The 21,864-nt window shown below is 36.2% G+C and carries 20 protein-coding genes and 1 pseudogene; 12 read left to right on the top strand and 9 right to left on the bottom strand.

Annotation, left to right across the window (positions count from 1 at the left end):
- Positions 1-149 precede the first annotated feature (149 nt).
- The 3 genes from FD20_RS00960 to FD20_RS00950 form a co-directional block, all read right to left on the bottom strand.
- Positions 150-440 carry a hypothetical protein gene (locus FD20_RS00960; protein WP_057735649.1) on the bottom strand — a complete coding sequence of 97 codons (291 nt, stop codon included), beginning with the start codon at positions 438-440 and terminating at the stop codon, positions 150-152.
- A gap of 438 nt (positions 441-878) precedes the next feature.
- Positions 879-1,268 carry a DUF805 domain-containing protein gene (locus FD20_RS00955; protein WP_057735647.1) on the bottom strand — a complete coding sequence of 130 codons (390 nt, stop codon included), beginning with the start codon at positions 1,266-1,268 and terminating at the stop codon, positions 879-881.
- Positions 1,269-1,494: 226 nt separating this feature from the next.
- Complete coding sequence (locus tag FD20_RS00950; protein WP_057735646.1) at positions 1,495-2,382, bottom strand: sunset domain-containing protein; 888 nt, start codon at positions 2,380-2,382, stop codon at positions 1,495-1,497.
- 483 nt (positions 2,383-2,865) lie between these two features.
- Here FD20_RS00950 and FD20_RS00945 point away from each other — a divergent pair, with 483 nt between their 5' ends.
- The gene (locus tag FD20_RS00945) at positions 2,866-3,222 is read left to right on the top strand and encodes a hypothetical protein (protein ID WP_157060812.1); all 357 of its coding nucleotides are present in this window, start codon (positions 2,866-2,868) and stop codon (positions 3,220-3,222) included.
- Between the two features lie 175 nt (positions 3,223-3,397).
- Positions 3,398-4,180 carry a tyrosine-protein phosphatase gene (locus FD20_RS00940; protein ID WP_057735643.1) on the top strand — a complete coding sequence of 261 codons (783 nt, stop codon included), beginning with the start codon at positions 3,398-3,400 and terminating at the stop codon, positions 4,178-4,180.
- Between the two features lie 246 nt (positions 4,181-4,426).
- Here FD20_RS00940 and FD20_RS00935 read toward each other — a convergent pair.
- A pseudogene (locus FD20_RS00935) lies at positions 4,427-5,115 on the bottom strand (beta/alpha barrel domain-containing protein).
- A gap of 235 nt (positions 5,116-5,350) precedes the next feature.
- On the opposite strand from FD20_RS00935, the gene FD20_RS00930 reads away from it, so the two are divergent.
- Positions 5,351-6,256 carry a phosphatase PAP2 family protein gene (locus tag FD20_RS00930; RefSeq protein WP_057735642.1) on the top strand — a complete coding sequence of 302 codons (906 nt, stop codon included), beginning with the start codon at positions 5,351-5,353 and terminating at the stop codon, positions 6,254-6,256.
- Between the two features lie 298 nt (positions 6,257-6,554).
- Positions 6,555-7,427, top strand: a complete 873-nt coding sequence (locus FD20_RS00925; protein WP_057735641.1) for a cation diffusion facilitator family transporter — start codon at positions 6,555-6,557, stop codon at positions 7,425-7,427.
- Positions 7,428-7,698: 271 nt separating this feature from the next.
- Here the strand turns inward: FD20_RS00925 and metF are convergent, their stop codons facing one another.
- Positions 7,699-8,568, bottom strand: a complete 870-nt coding sequence (gene metF / locus FD20_RS00920; protein ID WP_057735639.1) for a methylenetetrahydrofolate reductase [NAD(P)H] — start codon at positions 8,566-8,568, stop codon at positions 7,699-7,701.
- The gene (metE, locus tag FD20_RS00915) at positions 8,561-10,822 is read right to left on the bottom strand and encodes a 5-methyltetrahydropteroyltriglutamate--homocysteine S-methyltransferase (RefSeq protein WP_057735638.1); all 2,262 of its coding nucleotides are present in this window, start codon (positions 10,820-10,822) and stop codon (positions 8,561-8,563) included. Before metE ends, metF begins: the two co-directional genes overlap by 8 nt.
- Positions 10,823-10,964: 142 nt before the next feature.
- Here metE and FD20_RS00910 point away from each other — a divergent pair, with 142 nt between their 5' ends.
- From FD20_RS00910 to FD20_RS00890, 5 genes are all read left to right on the top strand, one after another.
- Positions 10,965-11,897, top strand: coding sequence for a LysR family transcriptional regulator (locus tag FD20_RS00910; RefSeq protein ID WP_057735636.1), 933 nt, complete (start codon positions 10,965-10,967; stop codon positions 11,895-11,897).
- A 181-nt stretch (positions 11,898-12,078) separates the two neighbouring features.
- Entirely contained in the window at positions 12,079-13,536 is a 1,458-nt protein-coding gene (locus FD20_RS00905) for an amino acid ABC transporter substrate-binding protein/permease (RefSeq protein WP_057735634.1), read from the top strand.
- On the top strand, positions 13,536-14,276 hold the full coding sequence (locus tag FD20_RS00900; protein WP_057735632.1) for an amino acid ABC transporter ATP-binding protein: 741 nt from the start codon (positions 13,536-13,538) through the stop codon (positions 14,274-14,276). The genes FD20_RS00905 and FD20_RS00900 overlap by 1 nt, the downstream gene beginning before the upstream one ends.
- A 108-nt stretch (positions 14,277-14,384) precedes the next feature.
- Positions 14,385-14,651 carry a hypothetical protein gene (locus FD20_RS00895; RefSeq protein WP_057735631.1) on the top strand — a complete coding sequence of 89 codons (267 nt, stop codon included), beginning with the start codon at positions 14,385-14,387 and terminating at the stop codon, positions 14,649-14,651.
- Between the two features lie 247 nt (positions 14,652-14,898).
- Entirely contained in the window at positions 14,899-16,107 is a 1,209-nt protein-coding gene (locus FD20_RS00890; protein ID WP_057735629.1) for an MFS transporter, read from the top strand.
- Between the two features lie 133 nt (positions 16,108-16,240).
- On the opposite strand, the gene FD20_RS00885 is transcribed toward FD20_RS00890, so the two are convergent.
- On the bottom strand, positions 16,241-16,570 hold the full coding sequence (locus FD20_RS00885; RefSeq protein WP_057735628.1) for a hypothetical protein: 330 nt from the start codon (positions 16,568-16,570) through the stop codon (positions 16,241-16,243).
- 120 nt (positions 16,571-16,690) lie between these two features.
- On the opposite strand from FD20_RS00885, the gene FD20_RS00880 reads away from it, so the two are divergent.
- From FD20_RS00880 to manA, 3 genes are read left to right on the top strand one after another with little or no spacing between them, the layout of a single operon-like run.
- A complete protein-coding gene (locus FD20_RS00880) occupies positions 16,691-17,380 on the top strand; it encodes a histidine phosphatase family protein (protein WP_057735626.1) in 690 nt (229 codons plus the stop codon).
- A complete protein-coding gene (locus FD20_RS00875; RefSeq protein WP_057735684.1) occupies positions 17,370-18,383 on the top strand; it encodes a serine hydrolase domain-containing protein in 1,014 nt (337 codons plus the stop codon). The genes FD20_RS00880 and FD20_RS00875 overlap by 11 nt, the downstream gene beginning before the upstream one ends.
- Before the next feature lie 21 nt (positions 18,384-18,404).
- Positions 18,405-19,370, top strand: a complete 966-nt coding sequence (gene manA, locus FD20_RS00870) for a mannose-6-phosphate isomerase, class I (protein ID WP_057735624.1) — start codon at positions 18,405-18,407, stop codon at positions 19,368-19,370.
- Between the two features lie 254 nt (positions 19,371-19,624).
- On the opposite strand, the gene FD20_RS00865 is transcribed toward manA, so the two are convergent.
- Complete coding sequence (locus FD20_RS00865; protein ID WP_057735622.1) at positions 19,625-20,329, bottom strand: type 1 glutamine amidotransferase; 705 nt, start codon at positions 20,327-20,329, stop codon at positions 19,625-19,627.
- Positions 20,329-21,681, bottom strand: a complete 1,353-nt coding sequence (locus FD20_RS00860; protein WP_057735621.1) for a Mur ligase family protein — start codon at positions 21,679-21,681, stop codon at positions 20,329-20,331. Before FD20_RS00860 ends, FD20_RS00865 begins: the two co-directional genes overlap by 1 nt.
- Between the last annotated feature and the right edge of the window lie 183 nt (positions 21,682-21,864).

Here is a 21,864-nt window from a genome sequence, read left to right as displayed (position 1 = left end):
AAAAGAATGGCACCAGAATTTAAAAATATGCAAAAAGCAATGGCCCCAAAAGTTTAGTAAAAGGATGGTATTTGGAGTTAAAATGCGAAAAGAATTTTTGAGGGCAGAACTAAAGTGAAATACAGAAAAGAATGGTAGAAAATTATAAATTATTCCTTTGGAGCAGACGGTTTATTTTTTGAATTAAGTCCCTTAATAATTTGATCATTTTGAGCTATCAATACCCAGTTCTGTTCAACAATGGCTCTCAAATAACTAGCGGTAGCTTTTTCTGCAACATAGTCGCTGGAGATTACTTTTTTGCTGTTTTTTAGCAGTTGTTCCTCTTCAAGTTCACTCAAAATAGCCCTGACTTGCCAGAAAGCATCTCTGTCTAAGTTTGCTAATCCTCTATCTTCCAAAAGTCCATCAGCTTTTTTATTATTATTAAATAATGACATTTTTCTACCGACCTTTCCGTAACCTCTTTAAGGATATTGTAGCACTTTGGTAAGGAACTTTAACATTTGGAGAACAGAAAAAATCGAAGTTAAGGGTAAGATAAAGCAATCAAAACAATTGAACGTATCGCCATGATGAATAGCAATGAGAAGAGAAACATAATCAAAAGAAACGAGCTGAGATTTTCCCCTGAACTGAATTAGGTAAACAGGAATTTTTTAAAAATATATTAGTATATTAAAAAAACAGGGCGGGGTACAGTTCATTATCCTTTCTATCCCCGCTCTGTTTTAATGTTGTATTATAGAAATCAATGTGTTTTCATCAATTATCAGCTTTCTCTGCGTAATTATCAATTACTCATAGCCACTCGCTTCAAAATGTTTCTGTGATTACTGGTTAAAATTTAGCGGCTAGTGGCACATTTTCTTTTAAAATTATTGAACCTCACTTTGATTTGTCGTCCAACGTGAATTTTTAACACTAGGTAACAAAAAGAGTACAAGGAGCCAAATTTGTCCGATTAGCGGAACCAAGGTTATAAAAAGCCAGCCAGCGCTGTGATTTGTATCATGTAAACGGCGGGCTTTGAGTGTTAGTGTCGCTAACCAAACTAAAAATATAATAAATTTTGCAACTAAATTAGTTCCAAGATCACCAACGCTGTAAATTTCCTCAACAGGGTGACCCAAAAGATTTTCGAATATACCGGCTATGATACCACCCAAAATGTAATTGATGATTATTGGCCACCAATATTGTGAACGTGTGGCAGTAGCATTCCACGTTAATATGTTTTTCCAAAACTCTTTGTAGCTATTTATCATTTTATCTCCTCCTATCATCGTAAAGTTTAAACTAAAATATATATTAGTACAAAAAATCCGATATTTTACATAACATTAGATGTGTAGATAAAATCAACAAACACTCTCCAAGTATGCTGCTTAATGGAGGAGAGAGAGGGCGCAATTTGTTTTTTTGTAAATTTTCTGTTTTCACATGTATAAACGCGAAAAAGCATCGATGCTTTTTCAGAATATGTGACTATTTTTAACGCAAAGCTTTTCGATAGCCGTTGGCTTGGGCATCCTGCTCATTAGCGAAGTAAACGGCATTGGCAGAATTCATATGATATCCAGCTTGCCCAGGGACATGATAAATGTGTGATCTGGAATTTCCAATTATTTGGCCTTGGGTACCTGTATATAGATCATCTCCGCCATTACTGTTACTGTTATTTGCCTGCGCTGCAGCAGTGGAGCTTGCGGCAGCCGCAGATGAAGTCGCTGCTGCACTTGATGACGAAGCTGCTGAAGCTGCTTTAGAAGACTGTTCGGCAGCTTCATTTTGAGCTTTTGCTGCACTAGATGATTGGGCAGCACTGGCCGATTCAGCAGCTGCTAAACTGGAAGATGCGGCTTCAGATGACTCTTCAGCAGAACTGCTGGCTGATTCTTCAGCTGCAACACTGGCCGATGAGGACGCTTTAGAGCTGGCAATTGCTGATAGGTATGAATCTGATCGGTTATAGATATTAATTTTTTTGCTGCTGTGTTTGTTTCCCGAAGTTGCCGTTAATTTAAGATTTATCTTTTTCTTTGAATCATCAAGCTGAACTTGCACTTTAAAGTGTTTTCCTTTTTTAACACTCTTTTTTAATGTTTTAAAATTTGCTCCTTTGACGGTGAGCTTAACATTTTTAATCGCTTTTCCCTTAATATAAAAAATGCCATGTTCATTCGTTTCGTATCGAGATGAAACTGAATTCTTTTTTGTAGTGAGCTTAACCAGTTTTCCTTGATCAACTTTTGCAGCATTTACTTTTTCGATGGAGCTAGATTCCGGTAAAGTGGTGATTGCAAGTGAAAGTGTAAAGAATGAAAGGATGAGCATGCTGGTTTTAGATAAACTATGTATAAATTTTGGTGAATGATGCATTTTTAAATTCCCCCTATATAGTAAAGCAGCTTTTTAAGTCATCAGTTTTTGGACGTCTCTTGTTGAAAAATATAATCTTATACTTTTCTTAATATTTTTAATAATAGCACACTTCTTGTTACTATGTGTGTATTTTATTACACAAAAAATAGAAAATGATACTAGATAATATTTTTGATGCACTTATTGTGACCGGAAAACGTACTAAGTTATGATTAGCTAGATGCATTTAAAGAACAATTATTGTTTATAGACCGCGGATAGTTTCTAAAAGTAAATTTTTTAAGTGAAAGTTTATACGATATAAAGTTTGAGAATTAGGGCTAAGATGAAATTCTAGTTTTTGAGAAAGTGATTAAATTATGATTGCGGAATGACAAAAGTTCTGTAAAGTACAAAATAATTTTAGGCAAAAAATAAGTAATTTATACCGCTTTCATTGTATAATTGAGGTAGTCTATGAATTTGACAGGTGGTGAAATCATGCTGTACGGATATGAGCCTAATGATGATATTAGAGATCAAGTAAGAATTATTATGCGAAATTTTAATGAGATTCAATTTGCTTATGATACATCTGGGTCGGTTATTTCTATCCACGAAAGCAAGAAACATGTATTTATTATTGATAATGCATGCAATTCATGTCAAGAACTGCTGCAATTCTATAAAACAGGTGTAAAAAACAGAGCAGATTTAGAGTTCTTGATTAGGAAGACAAGATATATACTAGCCAAATTGTTGCAATTACATGATAATATTACTCAAAAAGAGCGAGATTTTGTCAATAGAGAGATTGATTTACTAAAATTACGTTTCGATAATAAATTTTTTGGATAATTTATTTTAAGCAGATCTATTTTTACGTATCATAACATGTACAGCAGTTTCTATGGGTTTTTGACACTTTGAAAAAACAACTAGTTTAGATTGTAGAGTTTTTTTATATTAGTGTGGATTTGAACCACGCAGGCTCTAAAATGATTTGAAGCTAGGCTCAAGAGGGTGACTAAAAGTGAAACCGGAGAGAATCTTAAATGTTGCCAATAGTGTGAATCTGCGTGAACTGGGGGGATACAAAACTCACGACGGTCGGATGATACGCTGGCAAAAATTGCTTCGTTCAGGTGACATGAGCCGGTTATCATCCAAAGAAGCAAAACGGTTATTTAATTATGGACTTAATTATGTGATCGATCTGCGATCACCATTTGAATGTGAAATGTCGCCGGATCGTATTTCCAGGCGGGTGATATATCGTTCTTATCCGGTCTATTCTCTAGGTGACAAAGGTTCTTCGGATCTTCCTGCCCTTGAGGATGAAAACGATATATATGAAAATGATTTCTCAGAACCATATGTAACAATGATCCTCAGTAAACATTCACAACTGGCATTTCGAATGATGTTTTCCGAATTGCTGGACAACAATAAAATAGGGAAATCCTTGCTTTTTCACTGTGCAGCAGGCAAAGATCGAACTGGAGTGGCTTGTTTTTTGGTTTTATCTGCGTTAGGAATCGATTATCAAATTATTAGGCGAGATTATTTATTGACGAATCTTGTGTATGAAACAGTAGATCAAAATGATTTGCGAAGAAAGCTGCAAAGTGATGATTTAATGGATTTTATCAATGAAATGAATTCTTCATTTTATGTTCAAGGCAGTTCGTTGGATAAAGCTCGTCAAGCTCTTATAAATAATTATGGCAGTGTGCGGGAATATATGCATGTTGCTATGCAGTTATCAGATGGAGACTTGAGCGATTTGCAGCGGATTTATTTAAAAAAGATATAGACTGACGATGGCAGATTTTGGTTAGTACTCGGTCTTTGTCTCTTACCAAATCATTTTAGTATCTGTACCAACATATTTTAAAGTTTGGAACAGTCAGCATTATCTATGAGCAGGGACCGACCAAGGGTAATCCAAGTTTATTACGCAAACATTCTGCATGTTCATTTTTTGATTCTGAAAAAGAAAAAATCTTCCGCAGTAGCATAAAACTACTAGAAGATTTTTTGTGATGATTAAAGTTGGAGATTAGTTTTCTTTCCGATATTTTTCCATTTTTTTCTGGAAAGTTGCCTCGGTTACACCATATGCAGTAAAAGTAATGGCATTAGCGCCTGCATCAATTGTTTCCTTTATCTGGGCGTCTGTTTTCCCCCAGATGCGATTATCGGAAAATTAGGTGAGGTGTCCTTTAATTCATTTCGCAGCCAGCGAACAAGGTTGGCTGTATCTTTTCCGCCGGCTACATTGAAAGCTTTAACGCCAGCGTTGATTCTTTGTTTAATATCAATACTTTTATTTACGACGGTATAAATTATTGGAACATCTACCACCTTACCGACACTAATTAATGTTTCGAGCGGCGTGGGTGCATTCAATACGACGGCTTGAGCCCCGTTCTCCTCTGCAAAAAAGCCGATTGTTGCTGAACGAAGTCCCTTAGTGAGACCTCCACCGATTCCGGCTAAGATTGGGACGTTCGAAACAGTTGAGATGGCTTGCAATATTTTGGTATTGGGTGTCCATGGGTAGACCGCTAAAACAGCATCTGCATTGCAGTTGGCAATTACTGCGACGTCCATTGTATAAATGATACTTTTAATCCTTTTACCAAAGAGATTGATACCAGATGCATCTCTAATCACGGATGGCGTTTCTACGATATCTGATCTTAATTTTGAAGTTAAATTTGGTACATTTTTTTTTGGCTCTAACATAGTCCAACCTCGATCTTTAGTAGTTTATTAAATAAATTTCAAGTTAAATATAAAACGTTTCCTCACTGAAGTAAATTATAAAAATAAAAACGTCTAATAGCAAACATTATGATATTTTTCTGATAATTCAAACTTTTACACTTTGTTTACACGTTTGAAGCTAATTTATGATTAAATCTTTACAAACACTCGTTACTATTGAGGTGTTCCAAGTATTGTGAAGGAGAGTGAGACTATGTCTAATGTTTCAAAGAAAAAATTATTTTTGATTGCAGCGATAGTTTGTACATTTCTTTTAGTTACTGCTACTTTTGGAGATTTGACAATTAGCAACACTGTGATTAATTACAATAGTATTTTCGGAACAGTTTTTCAAACTTTTGGAGAATTTCCAGTTTACTTTATTTTTGTTCTGAGTGGGGAAATAGCCGCAATTTACGCGGTTCGCTGTAGGAAGAACACGTTATTTGCTGTTCCGTTGTTTTTGGGAGGAATCGCACTGTCAGCATGGCAGGTTAAGCAGTATATAAATGAAGTTTCAAGTTATTCAATTGCTGCATTGACGAATATACATAATAGTAAAGCGATGGGATTAGCAAATAGTGATGCTAATACGGCAGACTTATCGCCGAAAGAGGCGACTATTATATGGTTTGTTGTATATATTTGTGTCACAATGCTTATTGTTTTTTGGTTGAAAAATAAAAATGATGACCAGATAAAAAGATATCTAGTGGTAGGTATTTTTGCTTCTTTAACTGTGTGGTTCTCTCTTGAGGTGAATATGGCACTCAAAGATTTTTGGGGGCGTGTCCGTCCATATGAACTGAGTACATCGCAACATGATTTTACATCGTGGCTGCATCCGAATGGTGTTAATGGACACAAGTCTTTTCCTTCTGGACATACAATGGCGGGAACTCTGTGTATTGTTTTTTCATGGTTTGCTATAGGTACAGTGCGCAAGCGGCTTTGGATAGTTGGAATTATTTATGGTGCAGTTCTAGGACTATCACGGTTAATTATCGGTGCGCATTTCTTATCGGATATTGTTTTTTCATATTTTTTGACAGCACTTTTTATTTTTATTATGCGTAGCTTATATGACAATATAGTAGAAGAAAACTTAAAATTGCACTAAAAAGATTTTACTGTGAAAAATGTGAGAAGGGTACCAAAAACAAAATTTTAGTAAGATTACTTGAGCTTAATTTTCAAGGGTATTTTAATATTTTATAAAAAAAGTATTTTGGGGTTTTGCTATGAAACATTTGCGTTTGCAAACGGCAATGGATAAACTGCTTTTAATAGGTTCTTCTGGTTTTTGGTATGTTTTCAGTATCTTAGTCTGAATTGCTAAACGTATTTTGTTTTGATAGACCTGTTCATCATTTTAAGTTAAAATTAGTTATCAATAGTAATCTGTAAGGAATGATTCGGTGAGCAAGTATAGAAAACAGTATGGGCTGCCTTTTAAGATCGGTATTGGATTGAATACCATATATATCATTTTTGAATTGACTTTCGGTATATTATTTGGCTCTGTTGCTTTAATGACAGATGCTATGCATAATTTAAGTGATGTTTTGGGACTTTTAGTTTCATGGTTTGCTGGGATCATCAGTTTTAAAAAGAGAACTCCCAAAATGACTTATGGCTACAAGCAAGCAACCGTTTTGGGGGCCTTTGCTAATGCGATTTTTGTTTTAGCAGCAATGATTTGGATTGTTATTGAGGCAATTGCAAATTTTGACATGCAAAGATCAAATCAAGGACTAGCTGTTGCTGGAGTGGCGCTATTAGGTGTTTTCATTAATTTTACTACAGCCTTTCTTTTTCAGAAAGACAGCAAAAAAGATTTAAACATTAAAGGAGCTTTTTTGCATATGGCCGCTGATGGGATGGTTTCATTAGGGGTAGTTTGCTCGGGACTGCTTGTCAGCTTGACCGGATGGGGCTTTATTGATTCTTTAACTAGTATAATTGTGGCTGTTTTAGTTATCTGTTCTTCATGGGGACTTCTTAGACAATCTCTGCAACTGCTAATGTCTGCTGTGCCGGATGATGTGGATGTAGAAAAGATCGTTCAGGTTATTAAAAGTTGCGATGAAGTAATAGATTACCATGATTTGCATGTTTGGGGTATAGGAACAAATGATGCTGCCGTATCGGTACACGTTAGTCTTAGAAAAAACATTGATTCTGCGAGCGTTTTAGAGCAGCTTACGAATAAATTAAAGGGCTTGAATAAAGTTACGCATACTGTTATTCAAATTGATTGCCCCCGTTCTGAAGTTGAGAATGAATTCTGATAAAACATCTAATTATTGTTTTGCTTCTAAAGTACCATTTTTTTAAATAATTAAACGTTAACCCCTATCATTATAACGAGAATAAAAAGGAAGCTGCGACATTCAAAATCGCAGCTTCCTTTTTTGTTGGGATATACAAAGTGATTTATATTTTAAATCTAAAATAAAATGTGGGTAGGGACTAGGTCAAAAGTTAAATTCTGGTTTAGCTTTTTTACTGATCCCGAATCAGGGTGTTCCATAAGGCAAGATTCTTTTGTCTAACTTCAAATTATTTACTAGGTTGTTCATTAGTGTTGAATAAAGAACCAATTGTTTTTTGAATGTTTATAGCTGTTTCAGCATGGTTCATCGTATATAGATGGATACCTTCAGCTCCTCGAGTTATAAGATCGACAATTTGGTCAACTGCATAAGCTAGACCAGCTGTTCGAAGTGATTCAGGGTCATGTTCATATTTATCAAAAATAGCCAGAAATTTTTTAGGAAGGTGAGCCGAAGTAGTTTTAATCAAACGCAAAGCTTGCTTTCTATTGGTGATGGGCATAATACCAGCTATAATTGGAACATTGATACCTGCTAAAGCACAGTTTTCCTTAAATCCAAAAAACTTATCATTGTCAAAGAACAGCTGTGTGATCAACTGAGTACATCCAGCATCGACCTTTTGTTTTAAATAATGAATATCTGAAACTAAATCCGGTGATTCTGGATGAATTTCAGGATAACAAGCCCCTGAAATTTTGAAGGTAGGTTCTTGAATATGAACGAATTTAATTAGATCGCTAGCATACCGGAAGTCTTTTTTGCAAGGAACTGTCGGAATAATATCGCCTCGAAGGGCAAGTACTTGCTGGATATTTAAAGCATTCAGTTCCGTCAATATTCTTTTGACTTGTTCTGCGCTGAGATATGCAGCTGGCAAGTGGGCAATCGCAGGAATATTTAGTGTGTTGTTAATATAACCAGCCAATTTAAGTGTTGTTTCTTCAATATCATTTTTATTATTGCTACAGGTAACACTAATAAAACGAGGCTTAAGTGTTTGAAGCTGATCAAGTGTTGTTACTATGTTATCCATGCCTGCTTGTGTGTTTGGTGGGAAGACTTCAAAAGATAAAGAAGGATGATTGTCATTCACATTCCCCAAGCTCCTTTCGGATTTTCTGTGCGGCACTTGTTAAATTCTTAAGACTTGCTTTTGTTTCACGTTCTCCACGTGTTTTGAGTCCACAGTCAGGATTAATCCAGACCTTGTGTTCAGGGACCTTTTGTAGAATTTTATGAATTGCATTTTCAATCTCATTGACGGAAGGAACGCGCGGAGAATGGATATCATAAACACCTGGGCCGACTTCTGTTTTAAAATTCTGAGCTTGCAGTGCATCTAGAATTTCGAGATTGGAACGTGAGGCTTCAAATGAAATAACATCTGCATCCATATTATCAATGGCGGGGATAATATCAGTAAACTCACTGTAGCACATATGCGTATGTATCTGTGTTTCAGGCTTGACTTTGCTGTGTACTAAACGGAAAGCTGGAATTGCCCAATCAAGATATTCGCTGTACCAATCACTCTTACGCAGCGGAAGTTTTTCACGCAAAGCAGCTTCATCGATCTGAATGATACGAATACCATTAGCTTCAAGATCAAGAACCTCTTCTTGAATTGCAAGTGCAATTTGAAGGGTAGATTCACTTACTGGGATGTCTTCACGTGGAAATGACCAATTTAGAATAGTTACCGGCCCGGTCAGCATGCCCTTAACAATTTTATCCGTTTGTTCTTGGGCATATTTAGACCACTTGATAGTGATAGGCTTTTGACGTGTCACATCACCCCAAATGATAGGTGGTTTAACTCCTCGTGTGCCATAAGATTGAACCCAACCATTTTTGCTAAAAAGGTAACCGCTCAAGTTCTGTCCGAAATATTCAACCATATCGTTACGTTCAAATTCTCCGTGAACTAGAACGTCAAGGCCAATTTCTTCTTGCCATTTAAGCCAATCATTGATTTTTTTAGCAATAAAAGCATCATATTCTTCCTGTCCAAGCTCATGACGTTTAAAACGTGCACGCATTTTTTTTACTTCGCGTGTTTGTGGAAATGAACCGATCGTGGTTGTCGGCAGAAGAGGAAGTTTGAACTCTTCTTTTTGCAGTGCTTCTCGCTTAGAGAACTCAGGAGTGCGAACGAATGAAGCCTCGGTCAGATTCGCGATTTTTTCTTTTAAAGCCTCGTTGCTATTAATGCGATTTCCAGCAAACAATTTCTGATTTTTAGCAAGCAGATTGTCATTTTTGCCTTCAAAAATTGAAGAAAGTGCAACGAGTTCAGCTAATTTTTCTTTTGCAAATGCAAAATGTGCTTTTATTTTCGGTTTGAACTCTTCATTAGCTACGCTGAAAGGGACATGCAGTAATGAACATGAAGTTGAAAGAACGATATTTTTTGTGGCTAACTGTTTAACAGTCTTCAATGTGTGTTGATAATTGTTGCGCCAGATATTTTTACCATTAACAAGTCCGGCAAACAAAAATTTTTCATCTGGAAAGCCGCTTTTTACAAGCTCTAATGTTTTTCGACCTTCAATAAAATCAAGACCAAGTCCGTCAAAATCAAGCTTGATTAAGTCAGAATAATTATCGCGAACATCACCGAAGTAGGTCTGAAGTAAAACCTTTAAACTAGCTTTTTTGGCCAGAAGTGCATCATATATCTTATTGAATAAGACACGATCTTGTGCTGACATATCTTTAACAAGCGAAGGTTCATCGATTTGCAGCCATGATACACCGAGTTCATTGAGTTTTGAGATGACTTCTGTGTAAACAGCAATAATTTGCGGAACGAAGTCTTCCAATTTAACATCATCAGCAAACTCACTAAGATGCAGCAGGGTATAAGGGCCAACTAGTACAGGGCGTGTATTGATTCCAGCTGCTTTTGCTTCTTCAAATTCAGCAAAAATTTTATCGCCAACTAATTTAATTTGCGTTGTTTTATCGAACTGAGGCACGAGATAATGATAATTAGTGTTAAACCACTTTTTCATCGGCAAGGCCTTGATATCTCCCTTTTCACCTTGATATCCGCGAGCAAGGGCGAAATATTTATCAAGAGGACTAAGGTCTAAATCAGCGGCTTCTTGCGGTATGATATTAAATAATAATGCCGTGTCAAGTGTTGTATCATAGAATGAAAAGTCATTACTAGGGATATAATCAACACCAGCGTCTTGTAGCAATTTCCAATGTTTCAGACGAAGTTGGGATGCTTGATCAAATAATTCTTTTTGTGTAATTTCATTGCGAAAGTATTTTTCAGTACTGAATTTCAGTTCACGATTCTCGCCAATGCGCGGGAATCCGATAACAGATGTGGCCATAAAATTTTCCCCCTTTTATTATTATGAATAAGGTAACACTATATTTGTTTATTGGATAAGTGACAGAATTGATTATTTGTTATAGTTATAAGCTATAACATAGTGGTAAAATGAAAATAAAATTTTTAACAGGAGGGAAACAATGCGCTTAGAGCAACTTGAGTATCTAGAAATGATCGTGAAAACAGGTTCTTTTAACGAAGCATCTAAAAGGCTTTTTATGACACAACCTAGCCTTTCGAACGCAATCAAAAAACTGGAGGAAGAATTAAAAATCAAGCTTTTGCTGCGGACAAAGACCGGTGTTTCACTGACTGATGACGGAAGAGAGTTTATGAGTTATTCAAAGCAAGTAACTGATCAAGTAAGTTTATTGCAGGAGCGGTATAAAAAACATGAGCCGCGTAAAAAGTCATTCTCTGTTTCAGCCCAGCATTATGCTTTTGTTGTGAGTGCATTTGTTGAATTGTTAAAGGGGCTAGATGTTGACGAATATAATTTTACTTTGCGCGAAACAGAGACACAGAACATTTTTGATGATTTGAATGAGTTTAAAAGTGAAATTGGGATACTTTATTTAAACAATTTTAATGAAAAGGTTTTGCAGAAAATTATGAAAGAAAATGATTTGGAGTTTCAGCCATTATTTAATGCAAAACCACATATTTTTGTTGGTTACCGTAACCCTTTAATTAAAAAAAAGAGCGTTAAATTGGCCGATCTTGAAGATTACCCATACCTTTCGTACGAACAGGGTGACGCAAACTCATTCTTCTTTGCTGAAGAAATTTTGAGCACAATAGTACACAAAAGAAATATTAAAGTCAGTGATCGGGCCACAATTTTTAATTTAATGGCAGGTGTTAATGGCTATACGATAAGTTCTGGAATTATCAGCAATGACCTAAATGATGATAAGATTGTTGCTATCCCTCTTGACGTGGACGATTCGATGACACTTGGATTAGTAAAGCATAAACAAATCGAATTAAGCCTAACAGCGGCTGAATATCTAAAAATCTTAAAACGGCATATCCAGAATTACGGGTTTCAAATCATTGACGAAAATAATTAACTTAATATTCAAACATAACGTGAATTCTCTCTTACTGTTTTGCAAAGCAAACCTTATTTACTTTTTAACTTTGTTAAATAAAGTTTTTTATTTCATAAAACGCTATCAAATTAGTGATGTGTCATTTAATAACAGAAGTATGATATACTTATTAAAATTAAAAGTTATAGGGGAAGATAGAATGAAAAAAATTATTGCTCTGATAAGTTGTATGTTTGGCTTATTTGTATTTATGAATGTTTACCATGAACCACAGGTAGATGCTGCAGAAAAGACATATACAATTGGAACCGATGTAACATTTCCCCCGTTTGTGTATGCCAATTCCAATAATAAGTACGTTGGAATTGATATGGAATTGATACGTTCGATCGCTAAGGAAGAAGGATTTAAGGTAGATATTAAACCAATTGGTTTTAATGCAGCTGTTCAGTCCTTAAGTTCTGGGCAAATTGATGGTGTGATTGCAGGAATGACAATTACCGATGAGCGTCGTGAAAAATTTGATTTCTCGACACCTTATTACAAATCTGGGATAGTTATGGCAGTTGCTCCTAAAAGCGATGTTAAAAGCCTTAAGGATTTGAAGGGCAAAAGGGTTGCTGTTAAGACAGGAACATCCGGTGCTACATATGCTAATTCAATTAAGGATCGTTATGGTTTTAAGACTGTAACTTTTGACGATTCTGATAACGTATATAATGATGTTAAGAATGGAAATTCGGCTGCATGTTTTGATGATAGTGCGGTCTTGAATTATGGTGTTAAAACTGGGTTAGGTCTTAAAGTTGTTACTAAGCCAACTGATACCGGCAGTTATGGTTTTGCTGTTGAAAAGGGAAAGAACAAAGAACTGATGGCTAAGTTTAATTCTGGATTGAAGAAATTAAAAGCTAATGGTCAGTATGATAAAATTATTAAAAAATACACTGGTGAATCAGCAACTTCATCTCAGAAAAAGGCTAACGACAAGGCTGACAGTGAAGGACATACTTTTATCGGTTTGATAAAACAAAATAAGTCAGCTATCCTTGAGGGTATTTTTGAAACTATCAAGTTAACAGTTGTATCAATAATTTGTGCTACAATTTTTGGTGTTTTGGTTGGACTACTTGGGGTGCTGCCTAGCAAAGTTGCGCGTGGAGCATCAACAACGATTATTTATATTTTCCGTGGATTGCCTTTACTTGTTTTAGCATTGTTTATCTATAATGGTGTACCAAGTTTGACTGGTTCTAAGGTCCCGGCCTTTATTGCAGGTATTATCACACTGACTCTAAATGAAGGTGCATATACAGCGGCCTTCGTTAAAGGCGGAATTGCGGCAGTTGATCCTGGACAGATGGAAGCTGCTCGGAGTTTAGGGTTGCCGTTTGGCAGGTCAATGCGCAAAGTTATTTTACCGCAGGGGATTAAGATTATGATCCCATCGTTTATTAACCAGTTCATCATTACTTTAAAAGATACTTCAATCTTGTCAATTATTGGGATACTTGAATTGACACAAACTGGTAAAATTATTATTGCACGTAATCTAGAAGGCTTTAAAATTTGGACGATTATTGCTTTGATTTATTTAATAATTATTACAGTGTTGACACTATTGTCCAAATGGGTAGAACGGAGGATCAATGATTGATGAAAAATTTAAAAGTTGATGTAACAGATCTTAAAAAAAATTTTGGTGATAATCATGTTTTAAAGGGGATTGATTTTAAGGTTGCCCAAAATGAAGTAGTTGTACTAATTGGTCCTTCAGGTTCTGGAAAGAGTACATTGCTCAGGTGCTTAAACAGACTGGAGGAACCAACATCAGGCAAAGTCATCATAGATGGTAACAACATTAGTGATTCAAAAACAAATATTGACCAGGCGCGTGAAAATATTGGCATGGTGTTCCAGCATTTCAATCTTTTTAATAATTTAACAGTTGGGCAAAATGTTGAACTTGCTCCGGTTGAACTTGGAAAAATGTCAAAAGAAGAGGCTGTTAATGCAGCTAAGCAGCTTTTGAGTACAGTTGGATTGGATGATAAGTATGATGCAATGCCGCAATCTTTGTCAGGTGGACAAAAACAGCGTGTAGCGATTGCACGTGCGCTTGCAATGAATCCGGATATTATGTTATTTGATGAACCAACGTCTGCACTTGACCCAGAAATGGTTGGTGATGTTCTTACAGTAATGAAGGACCTTGCTAAAAAGGGTATGACAATGGTTGTTGTTACACATGAAATGGGTTTTGCTAAAGAAGTTGCTGACCGGGTTGTCTTTATGGCCGATGGAAAAGTAATGGAAGAAGGAAAACCTGAAGAAGTCTTTGATAATCCTCAAAATGAGCGTACTAAAACTTTCTTGGAGAAGGTTATCAACGTTTAGGATATAAGCCGTGCTATAATGGTTTTATCTTTCAGAGTTGTCGTTAATTTAATATTTACTATGTCGAGTTGCTGCCCTGTCTTATGGAATTACAGAGGTGATTTTTACATGTTTAAAGTTGTTTTAGTTATGCATGAATCTTCCACAAATGACTATTATCGGATGAATAAAACTTATTTTGAGAGTATGCCTGTTGCTGGTCAGTATATTTATAATTCTGATGGGTTGGCCTATCGTGTTGAAGAAGTCGCTGAATTTGCAGGCTATGTCAGCAGTAAGGGTGCCACAACAATTTTGGTCGTACATCCGGTTGATAAGAAAGAACCTGTAAGCAATTTGTATGGGTTGGATATTGAACGTGACTTAGACGATTGATTAAATTTTGAATTGATTAGAAGTTTAAAAGTGAATAATGGTAAAAAACCTGAACTTTATGTGATCGAAGAAATGTAAAAATGTTCTTTGACGTAAAGGGTCAGGTTTTTTTATGGACGAATAACTGTTTTTGAGGATAATTAGGAGGGAAATGAAAGAAGACTCGAAAAATTAAAACTGAGGCTATGATATTAGTGGCCGACAATGTTATTATAAGAATATTGCTTAAAGAAGGGATTGTTTTTTTGTGGCTAAAGAGGCAGAAGAGCGGCGTCAAGCTGTCTGGAAGAAAAGTTTTCTGATTCTGTGGATAGGATGTTTCATCACAGCATTAGGATATTCAATGACGATGCCATTTATTTCGTTGTATTTGGATACTTTGGGTCATTTTAATAAATGGGAACTCAACCTCTATTCAGGGATTGCATTTTCTATTACATACTTGTCACAAGCAATTGTTTCTCCATTTTGGGGTAATTTGGCTGATCGCAAGGGAAGAAAATTAATGTGTTTGCGTGCGTCTGGAGTTATGGCATTCACTATTTTCTTTGTAGGAATGGCACAGAGTGTGTTAATGGTTATCGTTTTGCGTTTGCTGCAAGGAGCGTTCTCAGGGTACATTAATAATGCAACTGCGCTAATGGCGGGGGAAACACCGCACAAGAAAAGTGGTCAGGTAATGGGCAATTTAATGACTGCTAATGTAACCGGAACACTGCTGGGCCCGCTTTTTGGTGGATTAATTGCAGGTGCAGTTGGTTATCGAATGACATTTTTCATTACAGGGATCTTAATGGGATTAGTTTTTGTAATGACATTTTTGTATGTTACAGAACACTTTACTCCGATCCCTGCAAAAAAGATTAAACCCATGGGAAAGATCTTCCATGAACTAAGGCAGCCAAAACTTATTATCGTGATGTTTTTGACAACGCTCTTTGTGCAATCATCACTAATGTCGATTTCGCCGATTATTAGTTTACTGGTACGTCAGTTGATGAACGGCCAGGGGAATATTTCTTTAGTTAGTGGTTTTGTTGCAGCTATGCCAGGTTTTGGCACCTTGCTACTTGCCTCAAAAGTTGGACATTTGATGGATAAAATTGGGCCAGAACGAATTTTACTGACCGGATTGTTGGCTACTGCAATTATTTTTGTGCCTATGTTTTTTGTAACAGCACCGTGGCAATTGGGACTTTTGCGTTTCTTACTAGGGCTCTCTAGTGCAGCAATGCTGCCGGCGGTCCAGACTATTTTGACACTTGATGTCCCTAGCGAAGCATTTGGGCGCATTTTCAGCTACAACCAGTCATTTCAAGCAGCTGGAGGAGTGGCAGGACCAATGGTTGGTTCGCTTGTTTCGAGTTTGTTTAGTTATGAGACAGTTTTCCTTGTAACAGCAATGCTGATTGCAATTGATTTAATGATTGTTACACGCGTTGTTAGAAAAGGTTAATTTTTTGTATTTGTAATTTACTTAAAATATTTGCAGTGAATAGTTGAAAAAAGTTTGAAGAGGAGATCCAGGAAAATTCCAGATTTCTTCTTCAAACTTTTTTATGTTTTTTAAAACTATTAAGAAAGAAGCGTCACTCATAAGATATTTCAAGTAAGTAACTTTTTTTGTGTGTAATATGTGCTGTTGTAATCCAGATATCTTTGAAATGTAAATCAGGGTGTTTAGTCTTTTCTTGATAATGATTAAGCAAATCTCCATGTTGTGCAATAAAATCGGTTTGCATTCTGTTTACCATCAGCTTGTTATCGGGAAAGTAGATTTCTTGGTCTGAAATTCGAACACTATCAGGTATGATTAAACGAATGACATTACTATATGAGGTTTGTAACTGTTTATACTGATCCGGATGACGTTTTAAAAAAGATAGTAAATTAAAAATGGAGTCTGAATTGCTTGCCACATTGATCAATCCCTTATAATTAAGTCATTTTAAAGTTTGTTTGGTATAATTGTACTATCTGATCACCGATATGTAAAATTAGGCAAAGAAAATAGCTGGTTTGTTAAGGAAGTGGAACGAATGATTGTTCATTTTTATTTAGTAAGGCACGGTCAAACAGAACTCAATCGGCGTCGTCGACTTCAAGGAATTACCGATTCTCCATTAACTAAAAAAGGAATCGCTATGGCAAAAAAATTAGGTGATGATCTTCATAATGTAGAATTTACAGCAATCTATACAAGTGATCTTAAGCGTACTCAAAAGACTGCTCAGTATATTTTAGAACAAAACAACAAAAAAAAGCCGCCAATAAAGACAGCTCCTGGGCTGCGTGAACTTAATTTCGGAAATTATGAGGAAATGAAGAATAGAAAACTGGTTCCGACAGTTTTAAGAAAAATAGGTTTGCGCAAAATCATCGCGGCTTTTCGACAACAGCAGCATGTCGCTGCGGTAACAAATTTGTTCAAAATTATGGATACAGCGACTCAGATTGAAAATGCGCAGCAGCTTAATCAACGAATGACACGTACTTTAACAGAAATTGCCTACGAATATAAAGACAAGCAGGGTGAGGTCAATATTTTAATTGTTGCACATGCAATCGTACTTTCAGTTTTTATTGAGGGACTAAAGGGGGATGTCCCAATGCTTTTATTGAAAAACGCACGTGTTAGCAAGGTTGATTTCCAAGATGGTGTTTTTAATATTATCAGCATTAATCAGAAAAAACTAAACAATGATCGAAGTGAAAAAAATGAGGAATAAACGCACAATAAACATGTTACATGAACTTGTAAGTGAAAATGTTGTTCCTGGGGTTTCATATGCGTTGCTGCATCATGGCAGTGTCAAAGCTGAAGTATTTGGAAAACGGCAAGTCGTACCAGTTGAAAAAGAGATGAAACCTGCTTTGTTGTACGATGTTGCATCCCTGACAAAGGTTATCGGAACGACAACCGTTATTTTAAAATTAGTTGAAAAAGGTAAAATTAAACTTGATGATCCAATTAAAAAATTTCTGCCTAAGTTTTCAGATCAACGCATTACAATCCGTCATTTCTTGACACATACTTCGGCAATTACTGGTTATATAAAAAATCGCAATTCTTTAAATGCAAATGAGTTGATAGATGCGCTTTATACGTTGCATACAGGAGAATGGTTTGAAAAAAAAGTTGTGTATACCGATATTGGAATGATTTTTCTCGGTTTGATTATTGAGAAAATATATCAGCTGCCGGTCCAAAAAGTAATTGTTTCCGAAATACTGCAGCCTTTGGGAATGAACGAAAGTACGTTTGTACCAGATCCTGCACAATGTGTCCCAACTGAATTATCAAAAAAACGTGGGCTTATTTGTGGACAAGTCCATGATCCTAAAGCTAACATTATTGGTGAACGCTGCGGATCTGCGGGCCTCTTTACGTCCTTGCATGATTTAATAAAATTTTCAGCATGGATATTGGAGGATAACCCAAACAAAAAGATTCTGCATGAGCAGACAATTTGGAATTTGTTTAGAGATCAAACGCCTAGCAGAAGTTTGAGACGATCTTTAGGTTGGGATTTACGTTATAATAGTCAGAATGAAGCGTGTCTTTATCACACTGGTTTTACAGGTACATTTATTCTTTTGGATAAAAATAAGCAGGATGGACTAATTGTTTTGACAAATAGAGTTCATCCGAATGCAGTCAATGATATTTTTTTAGAAAAACGCGATAAAATAATCGCGCAATATCTTAACGAAAAAGATCAGAACAATTAAAAACAAATAGGGGGAGCGACAGTGAAACAACCACTTTTTTTAAAACCGTGTTTTCAAGAAAAAATTTGGGGCGGTCAACGCTTGAAAACAAAATTTGGTTATCCAATACCGAGTAATCAGACTGGCGAATGTTGGGCTATCTCGGCACATTCGCATGGACCAGCAACTGTTTTAAATGGAGAGTATAAGGGGCAAACCCTTGGTCAACTATGGCAGGATAAACGTGAATTATTCGGGAATGCTACTGGTGATGTTTTTCCGTTGTTGACTAAGATTCTTGATGCTCGGACTGAATTATCTGTTCAAGTTCATCCGGATGATAGTTATGCGATGGAACATGAACATGAACTTGGTAAGACAGAATGTTGGTATGTGATTGCAGCAGATGAAGATTCAGAGATGATTTACGGGCACCATGCCAAAACAAAAGCTGAGTTGTCCACGATGATCAAGAAGGGGCAATGGGACAAGCTATTGCGTCGTATACCAGTCAAAGCAGGAGACTTTCTTTATGTACCGAGTGGGACGATTCATGCGATTGGTAAAGGTGTAATGGTCCTAGAAACACAGCAAAGCAGTGATACGACTTATCGTGTCTATGATTTTGATCGTGTAGACAAGAAAACTGGGGAAAAGCGCAAATTGCACATTAAACAATCGATTGATGTAACTAATGTACCGCATATTGATCCCAAACTTGATATTTCAACACATAAACAAGGTAATGCTGAGATCACAAAATATATTGCTACTGATTTTTTTAGTGTCTATAAATGGGAACTTCCCTTCGGCAAGGCATCTTTTCAACGGGGAAAAGCCTCGTATACGTTAGTCTCTGTTCTTGACGGTCAAGGAAAGATAATTATTGCAGGCGAAAGTTATTCTTTGACTAAGGGTCAGCATTTCATACTTCCGTTTGATGTCAAGGAGTGGACAATCGAAGGAAAATTATCAATCATTGCTTCTGAGCCAGGTATCAAGGCTTGATTTTGAAGAATGTGAGGAAACTCTTCGTTCTGAAAATAAACTGTTTGAAAATAGGTTGAGATTCGCTGCCACAGTTAATGCTTAGTTTTGCAGTGAAGATTGTTTTTTATAATTGATATAAAAAATTAAGATTAGATTAAAAAAGGGGCTTTGCTAAAATAGAATTTTGGCAAAGCCCCTTGGTATCTGAATTTATTTTGATATAGAGTCTCTTATATCAAAAATTTCCAAAGGCAGATAAAAGTATTAGATTTCTAATAGGTTGGCTTGATAATTAGGCTTTCTTCTTTACTCAGATCAGCATCAGGATATTTGCGCTTTAAGGCGATTAGCAGCAGTCTTTTGGCAAGTTCTCCGTTGCGGGCAAGAATCGGGCCATGAAAATAGGAGCAGAAAACATTTTTGTAGATAGCGCCTTCTGATTTATCTTGGCCATTGTTGCCATGACCACTGATAACAGTTCCCAAAGGACGTTCGCTTGTACCCAAAAATGTTATACCATTGTGATTTTCAAAGCCATGATAAGTTTGGTTAGTTTCAGCATTTTTTATGACTATATCACCAATAAAACGGTTATGGTCTTGACTTTTTGTGTAATGCGGTAGAGCATTAATTCCTTCAATCCGTTCACCGGCAGCACCGATGTAGTATTGCCCAAGCAATTGATAACCGCCACAGATGGCGAGCATCGGACCGTTGTCTTCAATAAAGTCGGTCAAATCTTTTTTCTTGCTTTGAATATCTTTAGAAACAATGACCTGTTCGTAATCCTGCCCTCCACCAAAGAAGGCTAGATCAAATTTTTTAGGATCAAATGACTGATTAAGACTAACTATTTCAGAAGTTAAGGTGACATTCATTTTTTTGGCATAGTAGTTGAGTACCAGAATATTTCCAATGTCACCGTAAGTGTTCATCAAGTCACCGTATAAATGAGCTATCTTCAATGTATAAGGCATTATTGTTCCATTCCTTCCTTAATATAGTCTTGTGCAGCCATCGCTTTGCGCAATTGTAAGACAGCAGTGTAAGTTGCCAAGACATAGACATGTTCTGTCGGCATTTTTTTGATTGACTCAAGCACTGCATTCAGATTTTCACGCTCTTCAAAATTCTTTGCAGGAACACCTGCAACTTTAAGTCGAAATGCAATATCGCGATATCTTTCACCGCCTGCAAGCACGCTTGGAATTCTTTCAAATGGTAATTCTTCAAAACGACCATCCCAGATCCAGCTTGTATCAATGCCGTCAGCATAATTTGCGTTTAGCAAAACAGCTAATGAAAAGGGATTACGATCAGTTTTGATCATATTCAGCACTTGATCGAGACCAACTGGATTTTTAACTAGAATCAGTGTGACTTCTTTACCATCTATTGAAATGACCTCTTGCCGACCAAATATTTTTTCGTCTTTGCTATCTAATGCTTGAACAATCAACTTAGGATCAATATCAAAATGGCGGCCGACACTGTAAGCTGCTAAGGCATTATAAATATTATAAGTACCGCCAATATGCAGAGTCACTGGATGTGCGTCAATTTCAAAGGTTGATGAGGTTGGTGTCTGTTCTTTTATTTTAGTTACTTGGTGTTTTAAATCAGGTCGTTTGAAATCGCAATTTGGACAATAATATTTTCCTAGATTGCTGTAAGTAAGCTGATAATAATGCAATATTTTTTTGCATCTTGGGCATAATAAGCCATCAGTATTCGGTGCCGCCATTTGTTCACGATCTTTTTCGGCATTAAAACCATAATAGACGATAGGGTTGGGAAGTTCTTTACTATTGAAGATTGGTGCATCGCCATTAGCAATAATTGTTGCTTTTGGTGCCAAACGAATTCCCTTGAGTATTTTGTCATAAGTTGTGTATATTTCACCATAGCGATCCATTTGATCTCTAAAAATGTTAGTCAGCACGAAAGCACTTGGATTAACATAACGTGTAATCAAAGCAACGTTGGCTTCGTCAGTTTCTAAAACTGCCAAAGGTTTGCCAGATTTGGTTTTGTGAGCAGTAAGAAAGGCTGTTACGATGCCTTGTTTCATATTTGAACCGCTTGGATTGGTTAAAACATTAGTATATTTGGTACGCAAAACTTTAACAGTTAATGCGGTCGTTAATGTTTTACCGTTTGTGCCTGTAATAATAACTACTTCATAGTTTTTGGATAAAGTCTGTAAAACCTCAGGATCAAGTGCAAGGGTTATTTTACCAGGTAATGCTGTTCCTCCATGTAGAAAGTTATGCAAGAACCAGTACGATGCACGACCAGCTGCAATTGCGACTGAGCTTTTAAACGACATGCTTTTTCCTCCGTTTCAAAGCGATGTAAAGAGATGATAAAAAAATCGCTCTGTTTGATAATATCATTTTGTATCATATCATAAATAGCAGTGAGTGTATGTTTTTTGCTGTTTTTTCCTATGAAAATTATTATTTTCAACTAGATTATTTTTATTTTCAACCATGTGTAGTGAAATTTTACT

The sequence above is a fragment of the Liquorilactobacillus uvarum DSM 19971 genome (assembly GCF_001434935.1).
Classification (GTDB): Bacteria; Bacillota; Bacilli; order Lactobacillales; family Lactobacillaceae; genus Liquorilactobacillus; species Liquorilactobacillus uvarum.
Note: the sequence above shows the minus strand (reverse complement) of the source record. Positions and strands in the feature narration are given on the sequence as shown.

Bases quoted from the DNA above. Each gene is read 5' to 3' on its own strand.
- FD20_RS00865 (WP_057735622.1), bottom strand. From the start codon at position 20,329: ATGCCTTATACATTGAAGATAGCTCATTTATACGGTGACTTGATGAAC.
- FD20_RS00900 (WP_057735632.1), top strand. From the start codon at position 13,536: ATGAAAAATTTAAAAGTTGATGTAACAGATCTTAAAAAAAATTTTGGT.
- FD20_RS00905 (WP_057735634.1), top strand. From the start codon at position 12,079: ATGAAAAAAATTATTGCTCTGATAAGTTGTATGTTTGGCTTATTTGTA.
- FD20_RS00945 (WP_157060812.1), top strand. From the start codon at position 2,866: ATGCTGTACGGATATGAGCCTAATGATGATATTAGAGATCAAGTAAGA.
- metE (WP_057735638.1), bottom strand. From the start codon at position 10,822: ATGGCCACATCTGTTATCGGATTCCCGCGCATTGGCGAGAATCGTGAA.
- FD20_RS00860 (WP_057735621.1), bottom strand. From the start codon at position 21,681: ATGTCGTTTAAAAGCTCAGTCGCAATTGCAGCTGGTCGTGCATCGTAC.
- FD20_RS00880 (WP_057735626.1), top strand. From the start codon at position 16,691: ATGATTGTTCATTTTTATTTAGTAAGGCACGGTCAAACAGAACTCAAT.
- FD20_RS00950 (WP_057735646.1), bottom strand. From the start codon at position 2,382: ATGCATCATTCACCAAAATTTATACATAGTTTATCTAAAACCAGCATG.
- FD20_RS00955 (WP_057735647.1), bottom strand. From the start codon at position 1,268: ATGATAAATAGCTACAAAGAGTTTTGGAAAAACATATTAACGTGGAAT.
- FD20_RS00875 (WP_057735684.1), top strand. From the start codon at position 17,370: ATGAGGAATAAACGCACAATAAACATGTTACATGAACTTGTAAGTGAA.
- FD20_RS00895 (WP_057735631.1), top strand. From the start codon at position 14,385: ATGTTTAAAGTTGTTTTAGTTATGCATGAATCTTCCACAAATGACTAT.
- FD20_RS00960 (WP_057735649.1), bottom strand. From the start codon at position 440: ATGTCATTATTTAATAATAATAAAAAAGCTGATGGACTTTTGGAAGAT.
- FD20_RS00910 (WP_057735636.1), top strand. From the start codon at position 10,965: ATGCGCTTAGAGCAACTTGAGTATCTAGAAATGATCGTGAAAACAGGT.
- FD20_RS00930 (WP_057735642.1), top strand. From the start codon at position 5,351: ATGTCTAATGTTTCAAAGAAAAAATTATTTTTGATTGCAGCGATAGTT.